A 23,785-nucleotide genomic window follows, 5' to 3' on the forward strand; every position below is an offset into this window, starting at 1 on the left:
CCGCCCGCGCGTTGGCAGCGCTTCGGCCCGCGGTAAAGGACGGTCGTGACGCGGGTGGATCAGGGATGAGGAGGGGAATCGGTTTGGGTGCGATCCTGAAGGTGGCGGGAACGGCGCTGTTGTTCCTGTGCGTGGGCCTGGGGCTCGCCATCGCGATCGTGCCGCGCTTCCTCGATCGCATCTATTACGAAGGCCCGGTCACCGACCATTTCAACGGCGCCCGCTTCTTCAATCCTGACAATGACGCCGATACTGCCCGTCCGCCGACCGGCGGCAGCCGCGAAGGCTTCCTGCTGCGCTTCCTGACGGGGAGCGACGGTCGCCCCGCCTGGCCGGCATCGGTGCCGGTCACGCCAACGCGGCCGGCGACACGCGTTGCCGGCGATCGCATGGTCGCCACCTGGGTCGGCCACGCCAGCGTGCTGGTGCAGACGCAGGGGCTGAACATCCTGACCGATCCTGTCTGGTCGGACACCGCCGGCCCGTTCGGCTTCGGCCCGCGCCGCGTGGCGGCGCCCGGCATCCGCTTCGAGGATCTGCCGCCGATCGATCTCGTCCTCGTCAGCCACAATCATTACGACCATCTCGACAAGGGAACGCTCAGGCGCCTGTGGGAGCGTGATCGGCCGGCGATTGTCACCAGCCTCGGCAACGACAGCGTGATCGGCCAGGCGGGGGTGAAGGCGACGGCGCTCGATTGGGGGCAGCGGGTCCGCATCCGCCCGAATGTCGAGGTGGCGGTGGTGCGCAACCACCATTGGGGCAGCCGCTGGTTCACCGATCGCAACCGCGCCTTGTGGTCCGCCTTCACCGTTCGGCTGCCGGGCGGCAATCTCTTCTTCGCCGGCGATACCGGGCTTGGCGACGGGCGCTGGCCGGCAGAGGCCGCAGCGCTCGGGCCCGTCCGGCTGGCGCTGATCCCGATCGGGGCGTTCCGCTTCGCGCCCGGCCAGATGGGGTCGGGTAGTCACATCGGCCCGGCGGATGCGGTGCGCGTGTTCAACCGGCTGGGCGCGTCGCACGCAATCCCGATCCATTGGGGCACGTTCCGCCTCAGCTACGAGGCACGCGACACCCCGCCGCGCATGCTCGCCGCGCTGCTCCGCGCGACCGGCGTGGAGGCTGGCCGCTTCGCCCCCGCCGGGTTTGGCACACCGGTTGAGGTGCCGCCCTATGCGGCGCCGGCGCGGCTGGACGAGGCTCGGATCGCCCCGGCGCTATCCACCCCCGCGGTCCAGGCGCTGCAGTAGCGCCGCGCGCCGCTTCAGCGACGGCAGTCGGCAGCCCAGCGATCGTCCATCGCGGCGTCGGTCGGCAGCTGCGACGCCAGCGTCACCTTGCCGTCCTTCACGATGAACCGTTCGTAGCCGGTGCGGCCCATCCCGAGACTCGCATTGACCTCGCCGCAGACAGCATCGCCATAGGCCTCGACGCTCTTGAATTGCGCGGTTTCGGGCTGCTTCAGCTCAGCCTTCACCGCCTCGGTCCCGCGGCGGACGCGCTCGACGTCCCCCGCATCCGGCGTGACGTCGCAGCCGGCCGCCAGCAGCACCGGCAGGATGAGCAGCGCGCGCATCACTGCGCCGCCGCCGGCGTGGGCGTCGCGCCCGGCTTCAGCAGGTCGAGCACCGCGGCGGTCATCGCTGTCGCGCCGGTGACGACAACGGGTTCCGGCGTGATCTTGAACAGCGGCGAATGGTGCGACGGGACGGCGGGGCCGCCGTTCTTCTCCGCCTCGAATGCCGCGCGGGGCGTGCCGCCTACCGCGAAGAAATAGCCTTTCACGCCGGTGTCGGGCTGCACGTAATAGGCGAAGTCCTCCGCCCCCATGCCCATCTGCTCGAACGGCACGACATTGTCGGCGCCCATCGTCTCGACCATCACTGCGTTCAGCCGCTTGGCGAGCGGTGTGTCGTTGATCGTCGTCGGCGTGCCTTCGCTCACCGTCACCACGGGCATCTTGTCCGCCGGCATGCCGTTCAGCGCTCCGATCCCTGCGGCGACCCGCTTGATCCCGGCGAGAAGCTGCGCGCGCGTCGCTTCGTCATTGGCGCGCACCGTCACTTGCAGTTTCGCCTCGTCGGAAATGATGTTGTGCTTCAGCCCGGAATGGAACGAGCCGACGGTGATGACGCCCGGCGCCAGCGGCCCGCGCTCGCGGCTGACGAGGCCCTGCAGCGCGATGACGAGCTGGGAGGCCATGTAGACCGGGTCCTTGCCCATGTGCGGGCTCGCGCCATGCGCGCCGACGCCGGGGATCGTGATGTCGACCGAATCCGACGATGAATATTGGATCGTCTCGCCGGCCGCGACCTTGCCCGTCTCCATCGCTGCGGCGACGTGGAAGGCGAGCGCGTACTCGGGCTTGGGGAAGCGCGTGAACAGGCCATCCGCGATCATCGCCTTGGCGCCGCCGACGCGCTCCTCGGCCGGCTGGGCGATGAAGACGACGGTGCCGTTCCACCGGTCCTTCATCGCTGCGAGGCGGCGCGCCGTCGCAATCAGTGCAACGATGTGCGTGTCATGCCCACAGGCGTGCATTACCGGCGTTTCGATGCCATCCACGCCCACCTGGCGCACTTTCGAGGCATTGGGCAGACCGGATTTTTCCTCAACCGGCAGCCCGTCCATGTCCGCCCGCACCAGCACGACTGGCCCCGCGCCGTTCTTCAGCACGCCGACGACGCCCGTCTGCCCGACCTTCTCGGTCACCTGCATGCCCGGCACCTTGCGCAGTTCCGCCGCCATGATCGCCGCCGTCTTCGTCTCGCGGAAGGAGAGCTCCGGATTGCGGTGGAACTGATCCCACAGCTTGCCGAGATCGCGATCGTAATCCGCCTTCACCTGCGCCTGGTAATCGGGCGCTGCGGCGACCGGCGTGGCAGCTGCGGCCAGAAGAGCGGCGATAAAGGTGCGGCGCATGCGAATCCCCCGTTGTTTGCGCGCACCATAGCCAGCCGCGCGGCGTGGTGAAGCGGCTTCGCAGTGCCACCTTCCGTTCGCACCTGTTCCACCCCATATTCTCCACATGGCGATCCAGATCCGCACGACCCTCGACGAACCTCAGACAGACGCGGCGTTCGTGCCACACCGCCCCAACCGCCCAGCAAAGGTCGAGGGCGGCCGCCGGTTCAAGCTTGTCTCGGATTACCAGCCCGCCGGCGACCAGCCGACCGCGATCCGCGAACTGGTGGATACGGCGCGGCAGGGCGAGAAGGACCAGGTGCTGCTTGGCGTCACCGGATCGGGCAAGACCTTCACCATGGCCAAGGTGATCGAGGAATTGCAGCGCCCCGCGCTGATCCTCGCGCCGAACAAGATCCTGGCGGCGCAGCTCTATGGGGAGTTCAAGAGCTTCTTCCCCGAGAATGCCGTCGAGTATTTCGTCAGCTACTACGATTATTATCAGCCCGAGGCGTACGTTCCCCGGTCGGACACGTACATCGAGAAGGAAAGCTCGGTGAACGAGGCGATCGACCGGATGCGCCACTCGGCCACCCGCTCGCTGCTGGAGCGCGACGATGTGCTGATCGTCGCCTCTGTCTCGTGCCTCTACGGCATCGGGTCGGTCGAGACGTACTCGGCGATGATCTTCGACCTGAAGAAGGGCCAGACGGTCGATCAGCGCGAGATCGTGAGGAAGCTCGTCGCGCTCCAGTACAAACGCAACGATGCGGCCTTCCAGCGCGGCAATTTCCGCGTGAAGGGCGACAATCTGGAGATCTTCCCGTCGCACCTCGAGGATGCAGCGTGGCGGATCAGCTTCTTCGGTGACGAGATCGAGGAGATCGTCGAGTTCGACCCGCTGACGGGCAAGAAGGCGGCGAGCATGAACTCGGTGCGGGTCTATGCGAACTCGCACTATGTCACCCCCGGGCCGACGATGAAGCAGGCGACCGAGGCGATCCGCCACGAGTTGGCGGAGCGGCTGAAGGAGCTGGAGGCGGAGGGCAAGCTGCTCGAGCATCAGCGGCTGGAGCAGCGCACCAATTTCGATCTGGAGATGATCGCCGCCACCGGCAGCTGCAACGGCATCGAGAATTACAGCCGCTTCCTCACCGGCCGCCTGCCGGGCGAGCCACCGCCCACGCTGTTCGAATATCTGCCCGAGAACGCGCTCTTGTTCGTCGACGAGAGCCACCAGACGATCCCGCAGATCGGCGCAATGGCGCGCGGCGACCATCGTCGGAAGATCACGCTGGCCGAATACGGCTTCCGCCTGCCGAGCTGTATCGACAACCGCCCGCTGCGCTTCAACGAATGGGACGCCATGCGCCCGCAGACCGTCAGTGTCTCGGCGACGCCGGGCGGCTGGGAGATGGAGCAGACCGGCGGCGCCTTTGCCGAACAGGTCATCCGCCCGACCGGCCTCATCGATCCGCCGGTCGAGATTCGCCCGGTCGAGGAACAGGTGCAGGATTGCATCGTCGAGTGCCGCAAGACCGCGGAGCTCGGCTATCGCACGCTCGTCACCACGCTGACCAAGCGGATGGCGGAGGACCTGACCGAATATATGCACGAGGCGGGCGTGAAGGTCCGCTACATGCACTCCGACGTCGAGACGCTGGAGCGTATCGAGCTGATCCGGGACCTGCGGCTCGGCGTGTACGACGTGCTGATCGGCATCAACCTGCTGCGCGAGGGCCTCGACATCCCCGAATGCGGCCTCGTGTGCATCATGGATGCCGACAAGGAAGGCTTCCTGCGCTCCGAGACCTCGCTGATCCAGACGATCGGCCGCGCGGCGCGCAACGTCGACGGGCGCGTGATCCTCTACGCCGATCGTATCACCGGCTCGATGGAGCGGGCGATGAACGAAACCGCGCGCCGCCGCGAGAAGCAGGAGGCGTACAACCGAGAGCACGGCATCACGCCGACCACGATCAAGCGCAACATCGGCGACATCATCGCGCACGTATCGAACCAGGACAGCGTGCTGATCGATACGGGCGACGAGGAACGGCCGCACATGGTGGGCCACAATCTGCGCGCCTATATCGAGGAACTCGAGAAGAAGATGCGCAAGGCCGCGTCAGACCTCGAGTTCGAGGAAGCCGGCCGCCTGCGCGACGAGATCCGTGCGTTGGAGCAGGAGGAGCTTGGCCTGCCGGTGCAGGAGCACAAGGCGCCGCTGATGGGCCGCAGCAACGAAGGCAAGCCGGGCACGCGCAAGACGCGCTTCGGCAAGCAGCAGGCGATCAGGATGGCGAAGCGGCGCTAGCCGCTCGCCGCGCCGCCACTGTCTTCAGGGGTCAGCCCAGCGACAGATCCTCGCCGGTGACGCCATAGTAACTGGCGACGCGATCGGCATAGGCCTGGTCGAAGTGTGGCGCGTTGTTCGCCCAGCTCGGGCCGCCTTCCAGCAGGCGGCGGTCGATCGTCACGACATATTGGTCGCGCACCGGATCGAACTGCAGCAGCGAGAAGGGCAGCGGGTAATAGCTTTTGCCAACGCCCAGGAAGCCGCCGAGGCTGAGCACCGCATGGGTCGTGCGCCCGCTGCGCTTGTTGACCATGAAGGCGGAGACATGGCCGATCTTGTCGCCGTCGCGGCTTTCCACCCGCATGGTCGAGGCGAGCGATGCTTCGATCAGAAGCAGAGTTTGCGTGTCGGCAGCGGCCATAAACATCTCCCTGCCGCGCTGAACCGCTCTGCCCCTGCGCCGGTTCCGGTTGAGCCGTGCGTCGGGGGCGTTAGGGTGCGCCTCATGCGTCATCTTCCGCTTCTGTCCGCTGCCCTGCTTCTCGCCGTCGCCGGCTGCGTCGCCCCGCCGACCGATGCGCCGCCCCCGCCGCCGCCGTCACCCGCGCCTCCGCCGCCCGCGCCGAGGCCGGCCCCGGCTCCACTGGCCGGGGACTGGCGCGACTGGCCGATCACGCCGGGCACGTGGCGCTATGAAAAGGACGCGCGCGGCGGCCGCGCTTTGTTCGGCCAGGCGGGGCAGGATGCGCGGCTGGTGCTGCGCTGCGATCTGGCTGCACGGCGCCTCTATCTGTCGCGCCCGGGCCAGGCGACGGGGGCGTTCACGGTGCGCACCAGCAGCACGACGCGCGCGGTTCCGGTGCGGCCGACCGGGGGCACGCCTCCTTACGTCGCGGCCGATCTCGCAGCCCGAGACGAACTGCTCGATGCCATGGCGTTCAGCCGCGGCCGCTTCGTGATCGAGCAGGCCGGCGCGCCGACGCTGGTGGTGCCGGCCTATCCGGAAGTCGGGCGGGTGATCGAGGATTGCCGCTGAGGCACCGCGCGTCGGCGCGGTCTTCCGGCAAGGCGAAAGAGGATCGTGCAAAGCCGGTGTGAAAACAAGACTTGTTTCGCATCGCCAAACGACTCAGATTGCGTCCGTGGCCACGCTGGCCACGATCGTTATCAACCAGCGAAAGGAGGTGATCCGATGTCTCATGGTTCAGCAATGGGGTCGGTTCAGTTCGTTCGGGGGACGCGCTTCTAACCACCACCGCAGCCTGGCGGGGGGTATTCTCCCCCAGTCAACGCCGGGTTGAATGAGGTGAAGAGGCTCGCATGGTCTCCCGGGCTGGAGCTCTCCGGCCGCTGACCATGTTTAGGGGTTGTCGGGCAGTCAGGTGCGGCTGCTCGGCAACCTCTTCTCATATCTGGCACCCATCATATCCGGCGCCTCGCATCTGGCGCCCACCCCCGGCAACGGTTAGCGTGCGTCGCAGCATATTCGGGGGGTACGCACATGAAGACGATCACGACGCTGGCGGCGCTGGCCATGATGGCGGCGGCGCTACCCGTTCACGCGGCAACACCGGCCACTTCCCCTGCCGACGCGCAGGCCCTGGAAATCGCGCAGAAGCTGATCGCCTTCCGCACCGTGCGCGGGGAGGGCAACCAGACGCGCGCGGCCGCCGACTATCTGAAGCAGCAGCTCGTCGCTGGCGGCTTCCCAGCGGCCGACATCATTGTCGAGCCGGTGGATGATACCGCGATGCTGATCGCCCGCTGGCGCGGCAGCGATCCCAAGGCGCCGGCGATCGTGATTTCCGGCCATATCGACGTGGTGGAGGCGAAGCCCGCCGACTGGCAGCGCGATCCCTTCACCCCGGTGGTCGAGAACGGGTATCTCTATGGCCGCGGCGCCACCGACATGAAGCTCGACATGGCGCTCGTCGTCGCCACGCTGATCGACATGAAGCGCGCCGGCGTGAAGCCGCGGCGCGACATCGTGCTCGCCTTCTCGGGAGACGAGGAGACGACGATGAAGACCTCCTCGATTCTCGCCGACCGGCTGAAGGGCGCGGAGATGGCGCTCAACGTCGATGGCGGCGGCGGCTTTTATGGCGAGGACGGTCGCCCGCAATATTTCACCATCGGCGCGGCCGAGAAGACCTATGCCGATTTCCAGCTGGAGGTGACGAACCCCGGCGGCCATTCCTCCGCCCCGCGGCACGACAATGCGATCGTCCAGCTGTCGAATGCGCTGGCGAAGATCGGCGCGTACCGCTTCAAGCCGCAGATCAGCCCGATCACCAAGGGCTATTTCGAAGGCGTGGCACCGCGCCAGACGCCCGAACTCGGCGCCGCGATGAAGGCGTTCGCCGCCGATCCGACCAACCAGAAGGCGATCGAGACGCTGACGGCGAGTCCCGCCTATGTCGGGCAGATCGGCACCACCTGCGTCGCGACGATGATCTCGGGCGGTCACGCGCTGAACGCGCTGCCGCAGCGCGCCACCGCCAACATCAATTGCCGCATCTTCCCGGGTGTGAAGCCGGCTGACGTGATGGCCGAGCTCAGCCGTGTCGCGGCTGACCCGGCGGTGAAGTTCACCGACGTCACCGAAGGCTCGAACCCCACCGATGCCTCGCCGTTGCGGCCCGATGTGGTGGGCGCGGTGAAGAAGGCGATGGGCGCGATCCGCCCCGGCGTGCCGATCTTCCCCTCCATGTCCGCGGGCGCGAGCGATTCCATGTGGTTCCGCTCGGTCAACATCCCCAGCTACGGCATCAGCCCGATCTTCGTAAAGGAATCGGATGATTTCAGCCACGGCCTGAATGAGCGTGCGCCAATCGACAACGTGCCGCTGGCCGTGCGCTACTACCGCTCGGTCTTCACCGACCTTTCGAAGTAAGCTCCCCCGCATTCACCTCGCGCCGGCTTTCGCCGGCACGAGGCGGATAAGCCGTAGCGATCCGGTGGCGCCGCCGCTGATGCGGCGCTACCTAGCGGGTCGATGCGTACGCTTGTTCTGATCCTCGCCCTCCTCGCCGCCACCATCACGCCCGCGGCAGCGCAGCGCGCGGACCGGCCGACGCCGGGCTTCGTGCGCGTCCGCCTGGAGACGGTGCTCGGCAACATTGTCCTCGCGCTGAATGCGAAGCGCGCGCCGGAGACGACCGCCAATTTCATGCGCTACGTTGACGACGGGCGGTTCGACGGGATCAGTTTCTATCGCGTCGCGCGCAGCAAGCAGGCGCCGCAAATGGGCTTCGTCCAGTCCGGCATCCGCACCGATGCACGCCGCTTCCTCGACATGATCCCGCATGAATCCACCGCCAAGACGGGGATAAAGCATCTCGACATGACGATCTCCATGGCGCGGCGCGGGCCGCCGGGCTCTGCCAACGGAAACTGGTTCATCGCGGTCGGCCCGATGCCGTGGATGGACTGGAAGAAGGACAATCCTGGCTATGCTGCCTTCGGCCGCGTTGTCGCCGGCCAGGATGTGGTGAAGCGGATCCTTGCCCAGCCGACCGGCGGGGGCATGAACGGCACGCTGCTGATGAAGCCTGTCTATGTGAAACGCGCGGTGCGGCTGGACGGCAAGCCGAAGCCCACCGGGCGGCCGCGGCCCTGGCTGCTGGAGGGGCGCAAGGACGGATGAACCGGCTGGGCGGGCATCGCGTTCTTGACGCATGATCCGCCGCCGCCTCGTCATCACTGGCCGTGTCCAGAACGTCTTCTACCGCGCCTCGTTCGTGGAGGAGATGCGGGGCCTTGGCATCCGCGGCTGGGTTCGCAACCGCGCCGACAATTCCGTCGAGGCAGTGATCGAGGGGCCAAGCGAGATGGTCGAGGCTGCGCTCGCCAAGGCGCGCCAGGGCTCGCCCGCGTCACGCGTCGATGCCGTGGCGGTGCATGACGATGCACCGCCGGAAACCTTCGAAGGGTTCGAGAAGCGCGCGACTCATTGATTGGCCGCGCGCATCACGCGCCGGTCAGCTGCCGGATGCGTTGCCCAGCGCCGGTCCCGCGTCGTTCGCCGCCGGCGCCTGATCGTCGTTATAGACCTTGTCCAGATAATAGCCGGCCAAAGTATAGTGCGCCTTTACCGCTTCCGGAACGATCGTGCGCTGCGCCATCTCAAGCTCGCTCTCCGCGCGCTTGTAGAAATACTCTTTATCTTCCACCGAATAGTCCTGCGCGTCTGTTTCCGCGCAAGTGGGGGCATATTCTTCAAAGGGCAAGATAGTAACATCGGAAACTGGCGCAATCTGGCGCAAAGTCACGGTCATTCGTCGAATACTCACCCAAAAAACAAGCCCCGTCGCGGGCGCGGCGGGGCCATCATGATGCAGCCGGCGCGTAAAGCGCGATCCACATCCAATTCGCTCGTCCTTTCGGCCGCGCGGTGTATCAACTGCAGCTTGGGGTCGATGGTTCCGTCGGCCGATCGAGGGGGGTTCCATGTCGCTGATCGCCATCCTGCTTGCCGCCCAGGCCGCGTCCGTCGCCGCGCCGGCGCCGCCCCCGGTGCCGCCGCGGATCACGCGGCTGCTGGAGCGGACGCCGGTGATCGACGGGCATAACGATCTCGCCTGGGAAATCCGCGACCGCTACGATGCGAAGGTCGAGGCTTTGGATCTGTCGCGCGACACCGCCGCGCTGCCGCGGCCGCTGCAGACCGACATTCCCCGCCTGCGCCGCGGCGGGGTGGGCGGCCAGTTCTGGTCGGTCTGGATCCCGGCCGACGCGCAGGGCCCCCGCGCGGTCGAGATGACGCTGGAGCAGATCGACATCGTGCGCCGCTTCGTCGCCGCGCACCCCGATGTCTTCGTGCTGGCGACCACCGCCGCCGACGTCCGCCGCGCGCAGAAAGCCGGGCGGATCGCCTCGCTGATCGGGATCGAGGGTGGCCATCAGATCGACGCGCGGCTTTCCGTCCTGCGCCAGATGAAGGCGCTGGGCGTCAGCTACATGACGCTGACGCACGGCAAGAGCCTGGACTGGGCGGATTCTTCCACCGATGCGCCGCGCGCCAACGGCCTTTCCGATTTCGGGCGGCAGGTGGTCGCCGAGATGAACCGCATCGGCTTGATCGTCGACGTCAGCCATGTATCGGATGCGACCATGGCTGCGGTGCTTGACGTGTCGAAGGCGCCGGTGATCGCCTCCCACTCCTCGGCGCGCGCCATCGCCGATGCGCCGCGCAACATTCCGGACGCGCTGCTGCGCCGGATCGGCGAGGCAGGCGGCGTGGTGATGGTGAACTTCTATCCCGCCTTCGCTTCCGCGCCATGGCGCGCTTGGGATGCGGAGCGAACCGCCTTTGCCAAGGCGCAGGGCGTGCCGGCGGATGTCTATGGGCTGAAGGCGCCTGCACCGCTTGTCGCCTGGGATGCGGCGCACCCGATGCCGCGCGTGACGGCAGCGACGATCGCCGATCACGTCGATCACATCGCCCGCGTCGCGGGGAAGGGTGCGGTCGGCCTCGGCGGCGATTTCGACGGGATCAACGGCACCGCGCCCGAGGATATGACGGGCGTTGACGGCTACCCGCAGCTGTTCGCCGAACTCGCCCGCCGCGGGTGGAGCGATGCTGATCTCGCCGCACTGGCGCAGGGCAATGTGCTGCGCGTGATGGAGCGGGCGGAGGCCATCGCCGCGGCCTCTGCCGGGCAGCCGCCGGTGGACGCGATCGGCCGCAACTAGCGTGGGCAGCGGGCAACAGCCGAGTTGTCGCAACGGTAACGATCTGCTTTAGTTCGCGGCCATGAGGATGTTCCTTTCCGCGAGCCTCATCACGCTCGCCGCCGCCGCTGCCCTTCCTGCTGCAGCCCGCCCGATGACCATCGAAGACCTGACGATGCTAAGCCGCATCGGCACGCCGACCGTCTCCAAGGATGGCCGCTGGATGGTCTGGGCGCAGCGCGAGACCGATCTCGACGCCGATCGCGGCCGCTTCGATCTGTGGCGGCTCGATCTGACGAAGCCCGGCGCCGCACCGGAGAAATTGCTCGCCGATCCGCAGAAGGACGAGAATGATCCGCAGATCGTCGGCAACACCGTCTATTTCGCGATGGACGATGCGATCTGGTCCGTCCCCGTCACCGGCGGCACGCCGCGCCGGTTGACCGACTTCAAGGGCGGCTTCAACGGCTTCAAGGTCGCGCCCACCGGCGACAAGATCGTCGTGTGGGCGGACCGCCTGCCGGGCGCACCCAGCCTTGAGGAGCCGATGATCCGCAAGCGCGCGGACGCCGGGTCGGGCCGCACCTATGACCAGCTGTTCGTGCGCCATTGGGATACGTGGAGCGACGGCAAGAGGTCGCAGCTCTTCGTCCTGCCGCTGACCGCTGCCGGCGCGCGCGGCAACGGCAAGGCGGTGGTCGGGATCCTCGTCGGCGACACGCCCTCCAAGCCGTTCGGCGGCGCGGAGGAAGTGTCGTGGAGCCCTGACGGCAAGACGCTATACTTCGCGCTTCGCGAGGCCGGGCGGATCGAGTCGACCTCGACCAATCTCGACATCTTCGAGGTGCCCGCGGACGGGAGTCGCGCACCGGTGAACCTCACGGCCGACAACAAGGCGACAGACAATCAGCCGGTCGTCTCGCCCGATGGCCGCACGCTCGCCTGGTTCGCCATGCGCCGCCCCGGCTATGAGGCGGACCGCCAAGTGCTGATGCTGCGCGATCTCGCCACCGGTCGCATGACGTCGCTCACCGAAAAGTGGGATCGCTCGGTCGGCTCGATCGCCTGGGCACCCGACTCGCGATCGCTCTACGTGACGGCCGATGACACGCAGGAAACGCCGCTGTTCCGCGTCGATGCGCGTACGGGCCAGGTCACCCGGCTGACACAGCAGGGCCATGTCGGCGCGGTCGCCGTGACGACGACGGGGCCGATCATCGCGCTCGATTCGCTCACCGCCCCTGCCGATTTCTACCGCGTCGCCGGGAGCGGCACGCCGCAGCGGCTGACCAACGTCAACGCCGCCAAGCTTGCCGGCATCGACATGCCGACCGTTGAACGGTTCAGCTTCACCGGCGCAAACAACGACACCGTCTGGGGCTATGCGGTGAAGCCCGCCAATAGCACCGGCAAGGTGCCGATCGCGTACATGGTCCATGGCGGCCCGCAGGGATCGAGCAACAACAGCTGGTCCTACCGCTGGAATCCGGCGGTGTTCGCCGGCGCGGGCTACGGCCTCGTCGCGGTCGATTTCCACGGCTCCACCGGCTACGGCCAGGCCTTCACCGACAGCATCCGCAACAATTGGGGTGGGTGGCCGCTGGAGGACCTCAAGAAGGGCCTCTCCGCCGCGACCACCAAGTTCACCTGGCTCGACGCGGATAACGCCTGCGCGCTCGGTGCGTCCTACGGCGGCTATATGATGAACTGGATCGAGGGGCAGTGGCCTGATCGTTTCAAGTGCATCGTCCAGCACGACGGCGTCTTCGACGCGCGCGCCATGGCGTACGAGACTGAGGAGCTCTGGTTCGACGAGTGGGAGCACGGCGGCAAGACCTATTACGAGGACCCAGAGGCCTTCGAGAAGTGGAACCCCGTCCACCACGTCGCCAAGTGGAAGACGCCGCAGCTCGTCATCACCGGCGAGAAGGATTTCCGCATCCCCTACACCCAGGGCCTTGCCGCCTTCACCGCGCTCCAGCGTCGCGGCATCCCCTCGCGCCTGCTCGTCTTCCCGAACGAGAACCACTGGGTGCTGAAGCCGAAGAACTCGCGCCAATGGTACCGCGAGGTGATCGGCTGGATGGACAAGTGGACCGGCAAGGCGCCCGCTGACCAATAACACCTCGTCATCCCGGCCTGGAGCCGGGGTGATGGTGTGAGGAGGGGGGGACTTGGGTTCCCCCCACCGCCTCGCTATGGCCGCTCCATGAGCGAGCTGCCGAAAACCTTTGACCCCGCCGCGATCGAATCCCGCTGGTACAGCCATTGGGAGGAGAACGGCCTGTTCCGCCCCGAGCGCCCCGGCGCCGAGCCGTGGACGATCGTCAATCCGCCACCCAACGTCACCGGCTCGCTCCACATCGGCCATGCGCTCGACAATACGCTGCAGGACATCCTGACCCGCCATGCCCGGCTGAAGGGCAAGGACGCGCTCTGGGTGGTTGGCACCGATCACGCCGGCATCGCCACCCAGATGGTGGTCGAGCGGCAGATGGCGCTTAGCCAACAGAAGCGCACCGATTTCACGCGCGACGAATTCGTCGCCAAGGTGTGGGAATGGAAGGCGGAGAGCGGCGGCCAGATCACCGGCCAGCTGCGCCGCCTCGGCTGTTCGATGGACTGGGCCAACGAGCGGTTCACGATGGACGAGGGCTTCTCGAAGGCCGTGCTCAAGGTCTTCGTCGAGCTACACCGCCAGGGCCTGCTCTATCGCGACAAGCGGCTCGTGAACTGGGATCCGGGCCTCGGCACCGCGATCAGCGATCTCGAGGTCGAGACGCGCGAGGTGAAGGGCAGCTTCTGGCAGATCCGCTATCCGCTCGCCGACGGCTCGGGCACGATCACCGTCGCGACGACCCGCCCGGAGACGATGCTGGCCGACATGGCGGTCGCGGTGCATCCGGAGGACGCGCGCTACAAGGACATGATCGGCAAGCAGATCAGGCTCCCGATCACCGGCCGCCTGATCCCGGTGATCGCCGACGAACATGCCGATCCGTCGCTAGGCACGGGCGCGGTGAAGATCACGCCGGGGCATGACTTCAACGATTTCGAGGTGGGCAAGCGCGCCGGCATGAAGGCGGGCGAGATGCTCAACATGCTCGACGCAAAGGCCAATGTCACGCAGACCGCCGACGGCCTGATCCCGGCCGAATTCCTGGGGCTGTCGACGGCGGACGCGCGCAAGGCGGTGGTCGCCCGGCTGAAGGCCGATGGCGTCCTCGTGCCCTATGTCGACAAGGAAGGCGTGGAGCATGATGCCGAGCCGCGCACGATCCAGACGCCGTTCGGCGATCGCTCGGGCGTCGTCATCGAGCCGTGGCTGACCGACCAATGGTATGTCGACGCCAAGACGCTGGCGCAGCCGGCGATCGAAGCGGTGAAGTCCGGCGCGATCCGGCTGGTGCCCAAGACGTGGGAGAAGACCTACTTCAACTGGATGGAGAACATCCAGCCTTGGTGCGTCAGCCGCCAGCTGTGGTGGGGGCACCAAATCCCGGCGTGGTTCGATGCGGAGGGCAAGGCCTATGTCGCCGAAACCGAGGCTGAGGCACAGGCGCAGGCGGGCGAGGGCGTTGCCCTGACGCGCGACCCCGACGTGCTCGACACCTGGTTCTCCTCCGCGCTTTGGCCATTCGCCACCATGGGCTGGCCGGAGAACACCGATCCGACGCTGGGCGGCCGCTATCCGAACGACGTCCTCATCTCGGGCTTCGACATCCTGTTCTTCTGGGATGCCCGCATGATGATGCAGGGCATGCACTTCCTGAAGGACGTGCCCTTCCGCACGCTCTACCTGCACGGCCTGGTCCGCGCGGCGGACGGCGCGAAGATGTCCAAGTCCAAGGGCAATACCGTCGATCCGCTCGGCCTGATCGACAAATACGGCGCGGACGCGCTTCGCTTCTTCATGGCGGCGATGGAAAGCCAGGGCCGTGACATCAAGATGGATGAGAAGCGCGTCGAGGGCTATCGCAACTTCGCGACCAAGCTGTGGAACGCCAGCCGCTTCTGCCAGTCGAACGGCATCGGCGGATCGACCACGCTGGAGCCGCCGGCGGCGACTCACCCGGTCAACAAGTGGATCATCGGTGAGGCGATCAAGGCGATCCAGTCGGTCGACCTCGCCCTCGGCGAATATCGCTTCGATGCCGCGGCGAACGCGATCTACCAGTTCGTGTGGAGCCAGTTCTGCGACTGGTATCTGGAGCTCATCAAGGGCTCGATCGACGAGGAGACGAAGGCGGTCGCCGGCTGGGTGCTCGATCAGATCCTGGTCGTGCTCCACCCCTTCATGCCGTTCATCACCGAGGAACTGTGGCATGCGCTCGCACCCCGCGATCATGACCTGATCGTGGCGCACTGGCCGATGGCCGACGCGCGCGCGATCGATCCTGCGGCGGCGCAGGAGATCGACTGGCTGATCCGCCTCGTCAGCGAAGTCCGCTCCAGCCGCACCGAGCTGAACGTGCCGCCGGGTGCACGGCTGCCCTATGCGGTGGCGGATGCGAACGCCGACACCCAGGCGCGCCTTGCCCGCAACGCCGCGACGATCGCCCGCCTCGCACGGATCGATCCGGGCGAAGTCTCTGGCGGCACTGCGCAGGTCGTCGTGGACGAGGCGACCTTCCGCCTCGCGTTGGGTGACGTGATCGATCTCGCCGCCGAACGCACCCGCCTCGCCAAGGCGATCGCCGCGGCCCAGAAGGAGCGCGATGGCCTCGCCGGGCGCCTCAACAACCCGAGTTTCGTTGAACGGGCGAAGCCGGAGGCGGTCGAGAAGGCCCGCGCCGACCACGCCGAAAAGTCCGCGGAGGCGGAGCGGCTTGCGGCCGCCCTGGCGCGGCTCGGCTGATCCCGTCCGTCGGTGGCATTTCCCTGAATGGGACAGGTGCCGCCGACGAAAACTGGCGGCATTAGTGTCGCGGTCGTAACGGACCCCCGGTCTCGCTGGAGTTGAAATGACGCGCGTAAAGGTTTCGGTTATCGCCATGGTCGCCGCGCTCGCTGCGGCCACGCCGGCGAGTGCCCAGTCGATCGTCGGCCTTGATGTCCTGCGCACCTGGAACCTCGTGGTGCTGGGTGATCTCACCTCCTCGTCCGAGGTCGAGGGCCGCACCTTTGTTGGCGGCAACCTCAACGGCAGTTCGTCCAACTATCAGATCCGCACGCCGGAGCCGTCGCCCTATAATGTGACAGGCCTGACGGTGGTCGGCGACGTCAACGGATCGCACAAGAACCTGAACGGCGGCTCGGGCGCGGTCGTTGGCGGCAACGTCAACAGCGGCTTCAACCTGAACGGCGCGCCGCAGACGGTGAAGGTCGGCGGGACGATCGCCAACACCAACGTCAATCAGAACACGGTGACGTCGGGTCTCGCGGCGAGCGATCCGTCCTTCCTCGTCAACCTGAAGCAGCAGGGCAGCCTGATCGCCAGCAGCATGGGCGAACTGTCACGCACCTTCGGCGGCATGTCCGCGAACAGCGATCTGACGATCAGCGGCAATCGCGGCACGTTCGATGCGAAGCCGGATGCGCAGGGCGTGGCGGTGTTCAACATCACCAGCGCCGATCTCGATCGCATCGGTGAGATCAAGTTCAACCTCAACGGCGCCGATACCGCGATCGTCAACGTCACCGGCACGAACGTGACGCTCAACGACAATTTCCTCGGCGGCACCAGCGGTCTCGGTAAGCACGTGATCTGGAACCTGGTCGACGCGCAAAAGGTAGATGCCACCACGGCATGGGGTGGATCGGTGCTGGCGCCCGGCGCCGCGGCAACGACGGGCAATTACATCGAGGGCTCCGCGGTGTTCGGCAGCCTCGTGCAGAACGGCGAGTTCCACCTCGGCACCTACGTCGGCACCTACAATCCGCCGGCCGGGCCGCCGGTCAACGGTGGCGGCTCGCCGACGCCGATCCCGGGCGAGGCCGCCGGTCTGTTCGCGCTGGGCGCTGTCGGCCTGTGGTTGCTGCGCCGCCGCCGCCTCGCGGCTGCCTGAGGAACAGTAACGCCGGGGGCCAAAGCCGGCAGCCTAGCGACGGCGCTGTCCTACAATCGCCCTCCCATGGCAGTGTCGCAGACACGATGGGAGGGACGCGAATGTTGGAGAAAAACACGCCAGAGCCTCAACTTCCTCAACATTCGCGCGCTTGTCGGCCGCCAAAGACTGCCTCAAGGAGATCCCGAGACCGGAACGATACCGGCTGGAAGGGGTAGAGGGGCGGCATGGAAGAACCGGTAACGCACCTCCGTCCCGGGCAGCGCGATCTCACGTCCGGGCCGATCGGCTCTGCGTTGCTGATGTTCGCCCTGCCGACGCTCGCCTCCAACGTCCTTCAATCGCTGAACGGATCGATCAACGCGATCTGGGTCGGCCGCTTCCTCGGCGAAGGCGCGCTTGCGGCCACCTCGAACGCGAACATCATCATGTTCCTGATGTTCGGCGCGGTTTTCGGCTTCGGCATGGCGGCGACGATCATCGTCGGCCAGAGCTGGGGGCGACGCGACGTGGATGCCGCGCGCCGCGCGTTCGGCTCCGCCATCGGCCTCGTGCTGGCGGGATCGGTGATCGTCGGCGCGCTCGGATGGATCTTCGCGCCCGAGATCCTCGTCACGCTGGCGACCCCGCCCGACGCCTTCGAGCCGGCGCTGGATTACCTGCGCGTCATCTTCCTCGCGCTGCCGCCGTCGATGCTGCTCGTCCTCATGTTCATGGGTCTGCGCGGCACGGGCGATTCGGTCACGCCTTTGTGGTTCATGGGCCTGTGCGTGCTGATCGACGCGGCGATGAACCCGTTGCTGATCGCCGGCTTGGGGCCTTTCCCACGCATGGGGATCGCCGGTTCCGCCACCGCGACGCTAATTGCCAACATCGTCGCCCTCGCCGCGCTCGTCGGCTGGATCGCCTGGCGCGATCTGCCGCTCCGGCTGCGCGGCGCGGAGATCCGCTACATCCTTCCCGAACGCGCATTGGTGCGCACGATCGTGGGCAAGGGCCTGCCGATCGGGGCGCAGATGCTGGTGCTGTCGGTATCGGCGCTGGCCATGGTCGGCCTCGTCAACCGCGCGGGGATCGATACGGTCGCCGCCTATGGCATCGTCCAGCAGCTCTGGGGCTATGTTCAGATGCCGGCGATGGCGATCGGCGCGGCGGTTTCGGCGATGGCGGCGCAGAACATCGGCGCCGGCCGCTGGGATCGCGTGGCGCGGATCACGCGCGCCGGCCTGTTCTACAATTTCACCATCACCGCGGCGACCGTCGTGGCGGTGCTGTGGTTCGACCGCGTGATCATCGGTCTGTTCATCCCGGGCGGCAGCCCGGCGCTGCCGATCGCGCAGCACATCAACCTCGTCGCCACCTGGGGCTTCATCCTCTTCGGCGGCACGATGGTGCTGTTCGGCGTGATCCGCGCCAATGGTGCGGTGTGGGGGCCGCTCGCCATCATGACGATCGCGATGTTCCCGGTGCGGCTCGGCGTCGCCTTCGCGCTGCAGCCGCTGCTGGGGCCTGACGCCTTGTGGTGGAGCTTCCCGATCGGGTCGGGCACTAACCTCGTGCTCGCCGGGCTCTATTATCGCTACGGCCGCTGGCGTGAGAACCAGCTGCTGGTGCCGGACGAACATGGCGAGGAACGCAGCCACGCGGACATCGAGCCGGCGGGGAGCCTGAAGCCCGTCGGCTAGTCGGCGTGTTCCTCATGCTGGTCGGGCGCATCGCGCGGGGTCATCACCCGGATCGCGCCGGCCGCGATCCGCGCCTCAACCGGGGTGCGCGCCAGCACCTCGCCGTCGATCGAGATCGGCAGGCTCGGCCGTGTGTCGATCTTCAGCCGCTTGCCCGAAAAGGTGATCGTATCCTGATGGCGCGCGGAGAGACCGAAGAAGCTGGCGAACCAGTTCTTCAGCAGCGTGCGCTTGTACCGCCCTGTAACGGCCTGAACGACGATCTGGCCCGAATCGATCTCCGCCTCGTCCACCAGCCAGGTGCCGCCATGATAGGGCCCGTTGGATATCCGCACCTCGACGACGCGGAGGCGCTTCTCCTCCACCCCATCATCGACGGTGAGGATGAAGGGGCGGAACCTGAGATATTGCAGCCCCGCCCAGCCGAGATACCCGACCCGCCCGAGCACCTTCTTCAGATTGTGCGGCACGCTTTCCGCGATCTGCGGCGACAGGCCCATGGCGGCGCAATTGGCGAAATAGTCGCCATTGATCACGCCAAGGTCGATCCGCTTGGGCACGCCGTTCACCAGCACGTCGATCGCGCCATCGATGTCGAGCGGCAGGCCAAGCGTTCGCGCGAAGCTGTTCGCGGTGCCGAGCGGCAGCACGCCGAGGATCACGTCCTTCCCGATCAGCAGGTCGACCAGGCCGCTGACCGTGCCGTCACCGCCGCCGAAGATGACAAGGTCGGGCTTCTTAGCGAGCGCCCGCTCGACGGTGCGCTCGAGATCATCCGGATCCTCAACGGCATGTGCATCGACCGGGAAGGGCACCTTCTCCAGCCGCTTGCACGCCTTTTTGAACAGCTTCTTGCCCTTGCGCGACTTGGCATTGACGATCAGCGCAGCCGACTGGATTTCGCTCATCCCCGCCCAACGCGCGAGTGCCGGTTTCGCTTCCGTAACGCTTGCAGCGCGGCCGGGGCGGGCGCAAACGACCGTCATGACCGCCTCTTTCCCCGCGCTTCGCCTTCGCCGTACCCGCTCCGCCGACTGGAGCCGCCGCCTGCATCGCGAGACGGTGCTGACGCCCGCCGACCTCATCTGGCCGCTGTTCATCGCGGACGGGGAAGGGGTGGAGGAGCCGATCGCCAGCCTGCCGGGCGTCTCGCGCTGGTCGGTCGATGGCATCGTGGCGCGTGCGCGGGAGGCGGAGGCGCTCGGTATCGCCTGCCTCGCCTTCTTCCCCAATACGCCTGCGCGGTTGCGCACCGAGGACGGGCGCGAGGCGCTGAACCCCGACAATCTGATGTGCCGCGCGATCCGCGCGGTGAAGGATGCGGTGCCCGACATCGGCATCCTGACGGACGTGGCGCTCGATCCCTATACCGCGCACGGCCACGACGGGCTGGTCGACGCAGCCGGTTATGTCCTGAACGACGCGACGGTGGAGGTGCTGGTCGGCCAGTCGCTCAATCAGGCCGCTGCCGGTGCTGACATCATCGCGCCGTCCGACATGATGGACGGCCGTATCGGCACGATCCGCGGCGCGCTGGAGGCGTCCGGGCACAGCAACGTCCAGATCATGGCCTATGCCGCCAAGTACGCCAGCGCCTTCTACGGCCCGTTCCGCGACGCGGTGGGCAGCCGCGGACTGCTGAAGGGCGACAAGAAGACGTACCAGATGGATTACGGCAATGCCGAAGAAGCGCTGCGCGAGGTGGCGCTGGATCTCGCGGAAGGGGCGGACAGCGTGATGGTGAAGCCGGGCCTGCCCTATCTCGACGTCATCCGCCGCGTGAAGGATCGGTTCGAAGTACCGGTGTTCGCATACCAGGTGTCCGGCGAGTATGCGATGATTGAGGCGGCGGTCGCGGCTGGCGCGGCTGATCGCGACGCGATGGTCATCGAGACGCTAACCGCCTTCAAGCGCGCGGGCTGCTCCGGCGTCCTCACCTATCACGCGGCCCTTGCGGCGCGGCTGCTGAACGCATGACGGGTGCACCGATCGAGACCGAGCGGCTGATCCTGCGCGCGCCCGAACCGGGTGACCGCGCGCCGCTCCACGCCATGTGGGCGGACGAGCGGGTGATGGCCGATCTCGGCCCGGTGAAGGACGAAGTGGCGAGCGACGCCGCCTTGGCGCGCCACGCATCCTACGCGCCGCTCGGTTTCCGCGCGGTGATCCACAAGGACAGCGGAGCGACCATCGGCTTCTGCGGGCTGAAGCCCGGCGCGCCGGATACGCCGATCATGGGCATGCTGGAGATCGGCTGGATGCTGGCGGTGCCCTATTGGGGTGCCGGCTACGCCCATGAAGCGGCGGCGGCCAGCATCGCTTGGGGCTGGGCCAACCGGGGCGAGCCCGCGATCGTCGCCATCACTGCACGACAGAATGCCAAGAGCCGGGCGCTGATGACGCGCCTTGGCATGGCGCACGTGCCGGCCCTCGATTTCGAGCATCCCCTGTTCACCACGGATGATCCGCGACGTGACAGCGTCACCTACCGGATCGAGCGGACATGATCGAGACGCCGCGCCTGATCCTGCGGCAATGGCGGCAGGAGGATGTCATGCCCTTTCACGCCATGGGGCAGGATCCCGACGTCATGCGCTATCTCGGCCCGCCGATGAGCATGGCGGATTGCGAAGCGACGGTGGTGCGGATGAACGAGCTTGCCGAGGCGACTGGCGATTGCTTCTGGGCTGTGGAGCGCCGCGCCGACGGCGCCTTCATCGGCTTTTGCGGGATCAAGCCTGGCGCGGCCGGCACGCCGATCGACGGCGCGCCCGAGATCGGCTGGCGGCTGGCACGGCATGCCTGGGGCAATGGGCTGGCGCGGGAGGCTGCTGCGGCTTGCCTGGCGCGCGCATGGCAGCGCGAAACGCCGCGGGTGCATGCGATCACGGTACCGGCGAACGAGCGCAGCTGGGGGTTGATGATTCGGCTCGGCATGACACATGTCGAAGACGGCGACTTTGACCATCCGGCGCTGGCCGAAGGCGATCCGCTGCGTCGCCACGTCCATTACACGATCGAACGGCCCCTTCATGGGTGAGGGCAGCCGCGCACCGCGCGCGCTGTTCATCGTGACGATCCTCAGCGGATCGTTCTTGCTGTTCCTCGTCCAGCCGATGGTCGCCCGGATCGCGTTGCCGCGGCTCGGCGGGGCGCCGGCGGTGTGGAATTCGGCGATGCTGGTGTACCAGGCGCTGCTGCTCGCCGGCTATGGCTATGCCCATGCGATCGGCCAGTTGCCGGTGCGCCGGCAGGCCGGAATCCATCTCGCCGTGCTGGCGATCGCCTGCCTCTGGCTGCCGATCGGGGTGCTGGGCTGGCCGCTTCCCATCGGAACCGCGCCCGAGTTGTGGGTACCGTGGCTGTTCGCCGCCTCGATCGGCCCGCTGTTCATTGCTGTTTCGGCGCAGGCACCACTGGTGCAGCGCTGGTTCGCCGCCGCGCGCCCGGGGGAAGACCCCTATCGGCTTTACGCTGCGTCCAATCTCGGCAGCTTCGCTGGCCTGATCGCCTACCCTCTGGTGGTCGAACCGCTGATGCCGGTGAACAGCCAGCGCTGGCTGTGGACCGCGGGTTATGTCGTGCTGGTGGCGCTGGTGATCCTGATCGCGACCCGGCTGCCGCGGGCAGCGGCGCAGGCGGCCGTGAGCTTCGATGCGCCGCCCGCGCGCGTTGGCCAGATCGCGCGGTGGATCGCCCTGTCGCTGGTGCCCTCAGGGCTGATGCTGGCCACCTCGACATACATCACCACCGATATCGTCGCGATGCCGCTGCTGTGGGTGATGCCGCTCGGCCTGTATCTGCTCAGCTTCACCATCGCTTTTGCCGATGATCGCGGTCCGGCGGATTTCCTGGTTTGCGTGGCGCCGGTGACGATCCTGCTGTTCGGCGGCGTGATGATCGGCGGCTTCCATGTCGCGCCCCTGTTCGGGCTGGCGCTGGCGCTGATCCTTCTCTTCATGGTCTCGGTCGCGCTTCACACCGCGCTTTATCGGGCGCGGCCCGCACCCGAGCGACTGACCGGCTTCTATCTCGCCATGTCGGTGGGCGGCGCGCTTGGCGGTGTGTTCGCCGGGCTCGTGGCACCGGCGCTGTTCGACTGGACGTGGGAATACCCGCTGCTGATCCTCGCTGCCGGCGCGCTGACGCCGCAGGTGTTCCTCGCGCCTTTTGTGCGCGACTGGTGGGCACGCGGACGTGGCATCCCGGCAACCGTGGTCGTCGGACTGGTGCTGGCCGCGCTACTGGCGCTTCGCCAATGGGGGCCGGACGCCTATTTCGGCGAGGAACATACCGGTTTCGTCTTCGTAGCAATTGCGCTCGTCGGGCTTGCGTCGATCGGTGTGCGGCCGGCGTACGTGACGGTGCTTGGCGTATCGCTGCTGCTGTTCGGGGGGATGAGCGCGCTTCGCGATATGATCGCGGCGAATGTGCGCACGCGCAGCTATTTCGGCGTCTACAGCATCTCGGAAACGCCGCGGCAGCGCACGCTTGCTCACGGCACGACGATGCACGGCATCCAGTTGCTCGGCTCTGCGGAGCGAGAGCAGCAGCCGACGAGCTATTACGTGCCGTCGTCCGGCGTGGGGCGGGCGATGACGATTGCACCGGCGCTCTACGGGCTTGAGAGCCGGATTGGCGTCGTTGGCCTCGGGACGGGTACGCTCGCCTGCTACGCCTGGCCGACGCAGAAATGGACGTTCTTCGAGATCGATCCGGTGATGTCGGATCTCGCGCGCAAGCGCTTCTCTTTCCTCAGGACCTGCGCGCCCGACGCCAAGGTTGTGCTGGGGGATGCAAGGCTCTCGATCGAGGCGGCTCCGTCCCGGTCGTTCGACTTGCTGGCGCTTGATGCCTTCTCGTCCGATTCGGTACCGATCCACCTCCTGACGCATGAGGCATTCGCCGATTACGCGCGCGCCTTGCAGCCAAAGGGCCTGCTGCTGGTGCACATCTCGAACCGCTTCCTCGATCTTCGTCCGGTCGTCGCCGCAGCCGCCGCTGCCGGCGGGTGGCGGGCGATCGAGCTTGCGGACAACCCGCCCGCGGATGACGAGGCCGGTTCGCTGTCGTTATGGGTTGCGCTGTCACGCGATCCTAAGGTGCTCGCCAAGCTGCAGGGGATGGGGGAGGGCTGGCGCCCACTGGCGGCACGCGCCGGGTATGGCGGCTGGAGCGATGACTACGCCTCTATCCTGCCGCTGCTGCGTCGCTGA

The 23,785-nt window shown here is 67.1% G+C and carries 20 protein-coding genes; 15 read left to right on the top strand and 5 right to left on the bottom strand.

From position 1 onward, the window contains the following. Positions 1-65 precede the first annotated feature (65 nt). Positions 66-1,250 carry an MBL fold metallo-hydrolase gene (locus ACH0CP_RS01355; RefSeq protein ID WP_294443332.1) on the top strand — a complete coding sequence of 395 codons (1,185 nt, stop codon included), beginning with the start codon at positions 66-68 and terminating at the stop codon, positions 1,248-1,250. 14 nt (positions 1,251-1,264) lie between these two features. Here the strand turns inward: ACH0CP_RS01355 and ACH0CP_RS01360 are convergent, their stop codons facing one another. Further along, on the bottom strand, positions 1,265-1,576 hold the full coding sequence (locus ACH0CP_RS01360) for a hypothetical protein (RefSeq protein ID WP_294443331.1): 312 nt from the start codon (positions 1,574-1,576) through the stop codon (positions 1,265-1,267). Further along, positions 1,576-2,922, bottom strand: a complete 1,347-nt coding sequence (locus ACH0CP_RS01365) for a M20 family metallopeptidase (RefSeq protein WP_294443330.1) — start codon at positions 2,920-2,922, stop codon at positions 1,576-1,578. Before ACH0CP_RS01365 ends, ACH0CP_RS01360 begins: the two co-directional genes overlap by 1 nt. A gap of 106 nt (positions 2,923-3,028) precedes the next feature. On the opposite strand from ACH0CP_RS01365, the gene uvrB reads away from it, so the two are divergent. Further along, on the top strand, positions 3,029-5,221 hold the full coding sequence (uvrB, locus tag ACH0CP_RS01370) for an excinuclease ABC subunit UvrB (RefSeq protein ID WP_406875400.1): 2,193 nt from the start codon (positions 3,029-3,031) through the stop codon (positions 5,219-5,221). Positions 5,222-5,252: 31 nt separating this feature from the next. Here the strand turns inward: uvrB and ACH0CP_RS01375 are convergent, their stop codons facing one another. Beyond that, on the bottom strand, positions 5,253-5,624 hold the full coding sequence (locus tag ACH0CP_RS01375; protein ID WP_294445020.1) for a PRC-barrel domain-containing protein: 372 nt from the start codon (positions 5,622-5,624) through the stop codon (positions 5,253-5,255). Between the two features lie 84 nt (positions 5,625-5,708). Here ACH0CP_RS01375 and ACH0CP_RS01380 point away from each other — a divergent pair, with 84 nt between their 5' ends. From ACH0CP_RS01380 to ACH0CP_RS01395, 4 genes are all read left to right on the top strand, one after another. Further along, positions 5,709-6,239 carry a hypothetical protein gene (locus tag ACH0CP_RS01380; protein WP_294445019.1) on the top strand — a complete coding sequence of 177 codons (531 nt, stop codon included), beginning with the start codon at positions 5,709-5,711 and terminating at the stop codon, positions 6,237-6,239. 465 nt (positions 6,240-6,704) lie between these two features. Beyond that, the gene (locus ACH0CP_RS01385; protein ID WP_294445018.1) at positions 6,705-8,096 is read left to right on the top strand and encodes a M20/M25/M40 family metallo-hydrolase; all 1,392 of its coding nucleotides are present in this window, start codon (positions 6,705-6,707) and stop codon (positions 8,094-8,096) included. A 102-nt stretch (positions 8,097-8,198) separates the two neighbouring features. Next, positions 8,199-8,849, top strand: coding sequence for a peptidylprolyl isomerase (locus ACH0CP_RS01390; RefSeq protein ID WP_294445016.1), 651 nt, complete (start codon positions 8,199-8,201; stop codon positions 8,847-8,849). Positions 8,850-8,880: 31 nt separating this feature from the next. Next, positions 8,881-9,159: an acylphosphatase gene (locus ACH0CP_RS01395; protein WP_294445015.1), complete on the top strand. Its 279-nt coding sequence runs from the start codon at positions 8,881-8,883 to the stop codon at positions 9,157-9,159. Between the two features lie 24 nt (positions 9,160-9,183). Here the strand turns inward: ACH0CP_RS01395 and ACH0CP_RS01400 are convergent, their stop codons facing one another. Further along, positions 9,184-9,480 (bottom strand): hypothetical protein, encoded by a 297-nt coding sequence (locus tag ACH0CP_RS01400; protein WP_294445014.1) that lies wholly within the window; start codon positions 9,478-9,480, stop codon positions 9,184-9,186. Positions 9,481-9,652: 172 nt separating this feature from the next. On the opposite strand from ACH0CP_RS01400, the gene ACH0CP_RS01405 reads away from it, so the two are divergent. From ACH0CP_RS01405 to ACH0CP_RS01425, 5 genes are all read left to right on the top strand, one after another. Then, positions 9,653-10,897 carry a dipeptidase gene (locus tag ACH0CP_RS01405; protein WP_294445013.1) on the top strand — a complete coding sequence of 415 codons (1,245 nt, stop codon included), beginning with the start codon at positions 9,653-9,655 and terminating at the stop codon, positions 10,895-10,897. A gap of 61 nt (positions 10,898-10,958) precedes the next feature. Then, on the top strand, positions 10,959-12,998 hold the full coding sequence (locus ACH0CP_RS01410; protein ID WP_406875399.1) for a prolyl oligopeptidase family serine peptidase: 2,040 nt from the start codon (positions 10,959-10,961) through the stop codon (positions 12,996-12,998). Between the two features lie 87 nt (positions 12,999-13,085). Further along, positions 13,086-15,734: a valine--tRNA ligase gene (locus tag ACH0CP_RS01415; protein ID WP_294444366.1), complete on the top strand. Its 2,649-nt coding sequence runs from the start codon at positions 13,086-13,088 to the stop codon at positions 15,732-15,734. A 106-nt stretch (positions 15,735-15,840) separates the two neighbouring features. Then, positions 15,841-16,884 carry a choice-of-anchor A family protein gene (locus tag ACH0CP_RS01420; RefSeq protein WP_294444364.1) on the top strand — a complete coding sequence of 348 codons (1,044 nt, stop codon included), beginning with the start codon at positions 15,841-15,843 and terminating at the stop codon, positions 16,882-16,884. Positions 16,885-17,111: 227 nt separating this feature from the next. Next, positions 17,112-18,569 carry an MATE family efflux transporter gene (locus tag ACH0CP_RS01425; protein ID WP_294444363.1) on the top strand — a complete coding sequence of 486 codons (1,458 nt, stop codon included), beginning with the start codon at positions 17,112-17,114 and terminating at the stop codon, positions 18,567-18,569. On the opposite strand, the gene ACH0CP_RS01430 is transcribed toward ACH0CP_RS01425, so the two are convergent. Continuing rightward, positions 18,566-19,477 (bottom strand): diacylglycerol kinase family protein, encoded by a 912-nt coding sequence (locus ACH0CP_RS01430; RefSeq protein ID WP_294444372.1) that lies wholly within the window; start codon positions 19,475-19,477, stop codon positions 18,566-18,568. The two genes, ACH0CP_RS01425 and ACH0CP_RS01430, sit on opposite strands and share 4 nt — an antisense overlap. A gap of 76 nt (positions 19,478-19,553) precedes the next feature. Here ACH0CP_RS01430 and hemB point away from each other — a divergent pair, with 76 nt between their 5' ends. Genes hemB through ACH0CP_RS01450 form a run of 4 tightly spaced genes read left to right on the top strand, consistent with a single transcriptional unit; the run spans position 19,554 to position 23,785 of the window. Beyond that, the gene (gene hemB / locus ACH0CP_RS01435) at positions 19,554-20,546 is read left to right on the top strand and encodes a porphobilinogen synthase (RefSeq protein ID WP_294444362.1); all 993 of its coding nucleotides are present in this window, start codon (positions 19,554-19,556) and stop codon (positions 20,544-20,546) included. Then, a complete protein-coding gene (locus ACH0CP_RS01440; protein WP_294444361.1) occupies positions 20,543-21,076 on the top strand; it encodes a GNAT family N-acetyltransferase in 534 nt (177 codons plus the stop codon). Before hemB ends, ACH0CP_RS01440 begins: the two co-directional genes overlap by 4 nt. Then, positions 21,073-21,609: a GNAT family N-acetyltransferase gene (locus ACH0CP_RS01445; RefSeq protein ID WP_294444360.1), complete on the top strand. Its 537-nt coding sequence runs from the start codon at positions 21,073-21,075 to the stop codon at positions 21,607-21,609. The genes ACH0CP_RS01440 and ACH0CP_RS01445 overlap by 4 nt, the downstream gene beginning before the upstream one ends. Beyond that, positions 21,602-23,785: a spermidine synthase gene (locus tag ACH0CP_RS01450; RefSeq protein ID WP_294444371.1), complete on the top strand. Its 2,184-nt coding sequence runs from the start codon at positions 21,602-21,604 to the stop codon at positions 23,783-23,785. Before ACH0CP_RS01445 ends, ACH0CP_RS01450 begins: the two co-directional genes overlap by 8 nt.

Source organism: Sphingomonas sp. 179-I 2A4 NHS (assembly GCF_045369135.1).
Classification (GTDB): domain Bacteria; phylum Pseudomonadota; class Alphaproteobacteria; order Sphingomonadales; family Sphingomonadaceae; genus Sphingomonas.

What these genes read in the sequence shown, in the direction of transcription:
- ACH0CP_RS01355 (WP_294443332.1), top strand. Translation starts at nt 66, where the DNA reads ATGAGGAGGGGAATCGGTTTGGGTGCGATCCTGAAGGTGGCGGGAACG.
- ACH0CP_RS01410 (WP_406875399.1), top strand. Translation starts at nt 10,959, where the DNA reads ATGAGGATGTTCCTTTCCGCGAGCCTCATCACGCTCGCCGCCGCCGCT.
- ACH0CP_RS01360 (WP_294443331.1), bottom strand. Translation starts at nt 1,576, where the DNA reads ATGCGCGCGCTGCTCATCCTGCCGGTGCTGCTGGCGGCCGGCTGCGAC.
- ACH0CP_RS01385 (WP_294445018.1), top strand. Translation starts at nt 6,705, where the DNA reads ATGAAGACGATCACGACGCTGGCGGCGCTGGCCATGATGGCGGCGGCG.
- ACH0CP_RS01380 (WP_294445019.1), top strand. Translation starts at nt 5,709, where the DNA reads ATGCGTCATCTTCCGCTTCTGTCCGCTGCCCTGCTTCTCGCCGTCGCC.
- ACH0CP_RS01365 (WP_294443330.1), bottom strand. Translation starts at nt 2,922, where the DNA reads ATGCGCCGCACCTTTATCGCCGCTCTTCTGGCCGCAGCTGCCACGCCG.
- ACH0CP_RS01420 (WP_294444364.1), top strand. Translation starts at nt 15,841, where the DNA reads ATGACGCGCGTAAAGGTTTCGGTTATCGCCATGGTCGCCGCGCTCGCT.
- ACH0CP_RS01430 (WP_294444372.1), bottom strand. Translation starts at nt 19,477, where the DNA reads ATGAGCGAAATCCAGTCGGCTGCGCTGATCGTCAATGCCAAGTCGCGC.
- ACH0CP_RS01375 (WP_294445020.1), bottom strand. Translation starts at nt 5,624, where the DNA reads ATGGCCGCTGCCGACACGCAAACTCTGCTTCTGATCGAAGCATCGCTC.
- ACH0CP_RS01400 (WP_294445014.1), bottom strand. Translation starts at nt 9,480, where the DNA reads ATGACCGTGACTTTGCGCCAGATTGCGCCAGTTTCCGATGTTACTATC.
- ACH0CP_RS01440 (WP_294444361.1), top strand. Translation starts at nt 20,543, where the DNA reads ATGACGGGTGCACCGATCGAGACCGAGCGGCTGATCCTGCGCGCGCCC.
- ACH0CP_RS01390 (WP_294445016.1), top strand. Translation starts at nt 8,199, where the DNA reads ATGCGTACGCTTGTTCTGATCCTCGCCCTCCTCGCCGCCACCATCACG.
- hemB (WP_294444362.1), top strand. Translation starts at nt 19,554, where the DNA reads ATGACCGCCTCTTTCCCCGCGCTTCGCCTTCGCCGTACCCGCTCCGCC.
- ACH0CP_RS01445 (WP_294444360.1), top strand. Translation starts at nt 21,073, where the DNA reads ATGATCGAGACGCCGCGCCTGATCCTGCGGCAATGGCGGCAGGAGGAT.
- ACH0CP_RS01450 (WP_294444371.1), top strand. Translation starts at nt 21,602, where the DNA reads ATGGGTGAGGGCAGCCGCGCACCGCGCGCGCTGTTCATCGTGACGATC.
- ACH0CP_RS01425 (WP_294444363.1), top strand. Translation starts at nt 17,112, where the DNA reads ATGGAAGAACCGGTAACGCACCTCCGTCCCGGGCAGCGCGATCTCACG.
- ACH0CP_RS01395 (WP_294445015.1), top strand. Translation starts at nt 8,881, where the DNA reads ATGATCCGCCGCCGCCTCGTCATCACTGGCCGTGTCCAGAACGTCTTC.
- ACH0CP_RS01415 (WP_294444366.1), top strand. Translation starts at nt 13,086, where the DNA reads ATGAGCGAGCTGCCGAAAACCTTTGACCCCGCCGCGATCGAATCCCGC.
- ACH0CP_RS01405 (WP_294445013.1), top strand. Translation starts at nt 9,653, where the DNA reads ATGTCGCTGATCGCCATCCTGCTTGCCGCCCAGGCCGCGTCCGTCGCC.
- uvrB (WP_406875400.1), top strand. Translation starts at nt 3,029, where the DNA reads ATGGCGATCCAGATCCGCACGACCCTCGACGAACCTCAGACAGACGCG.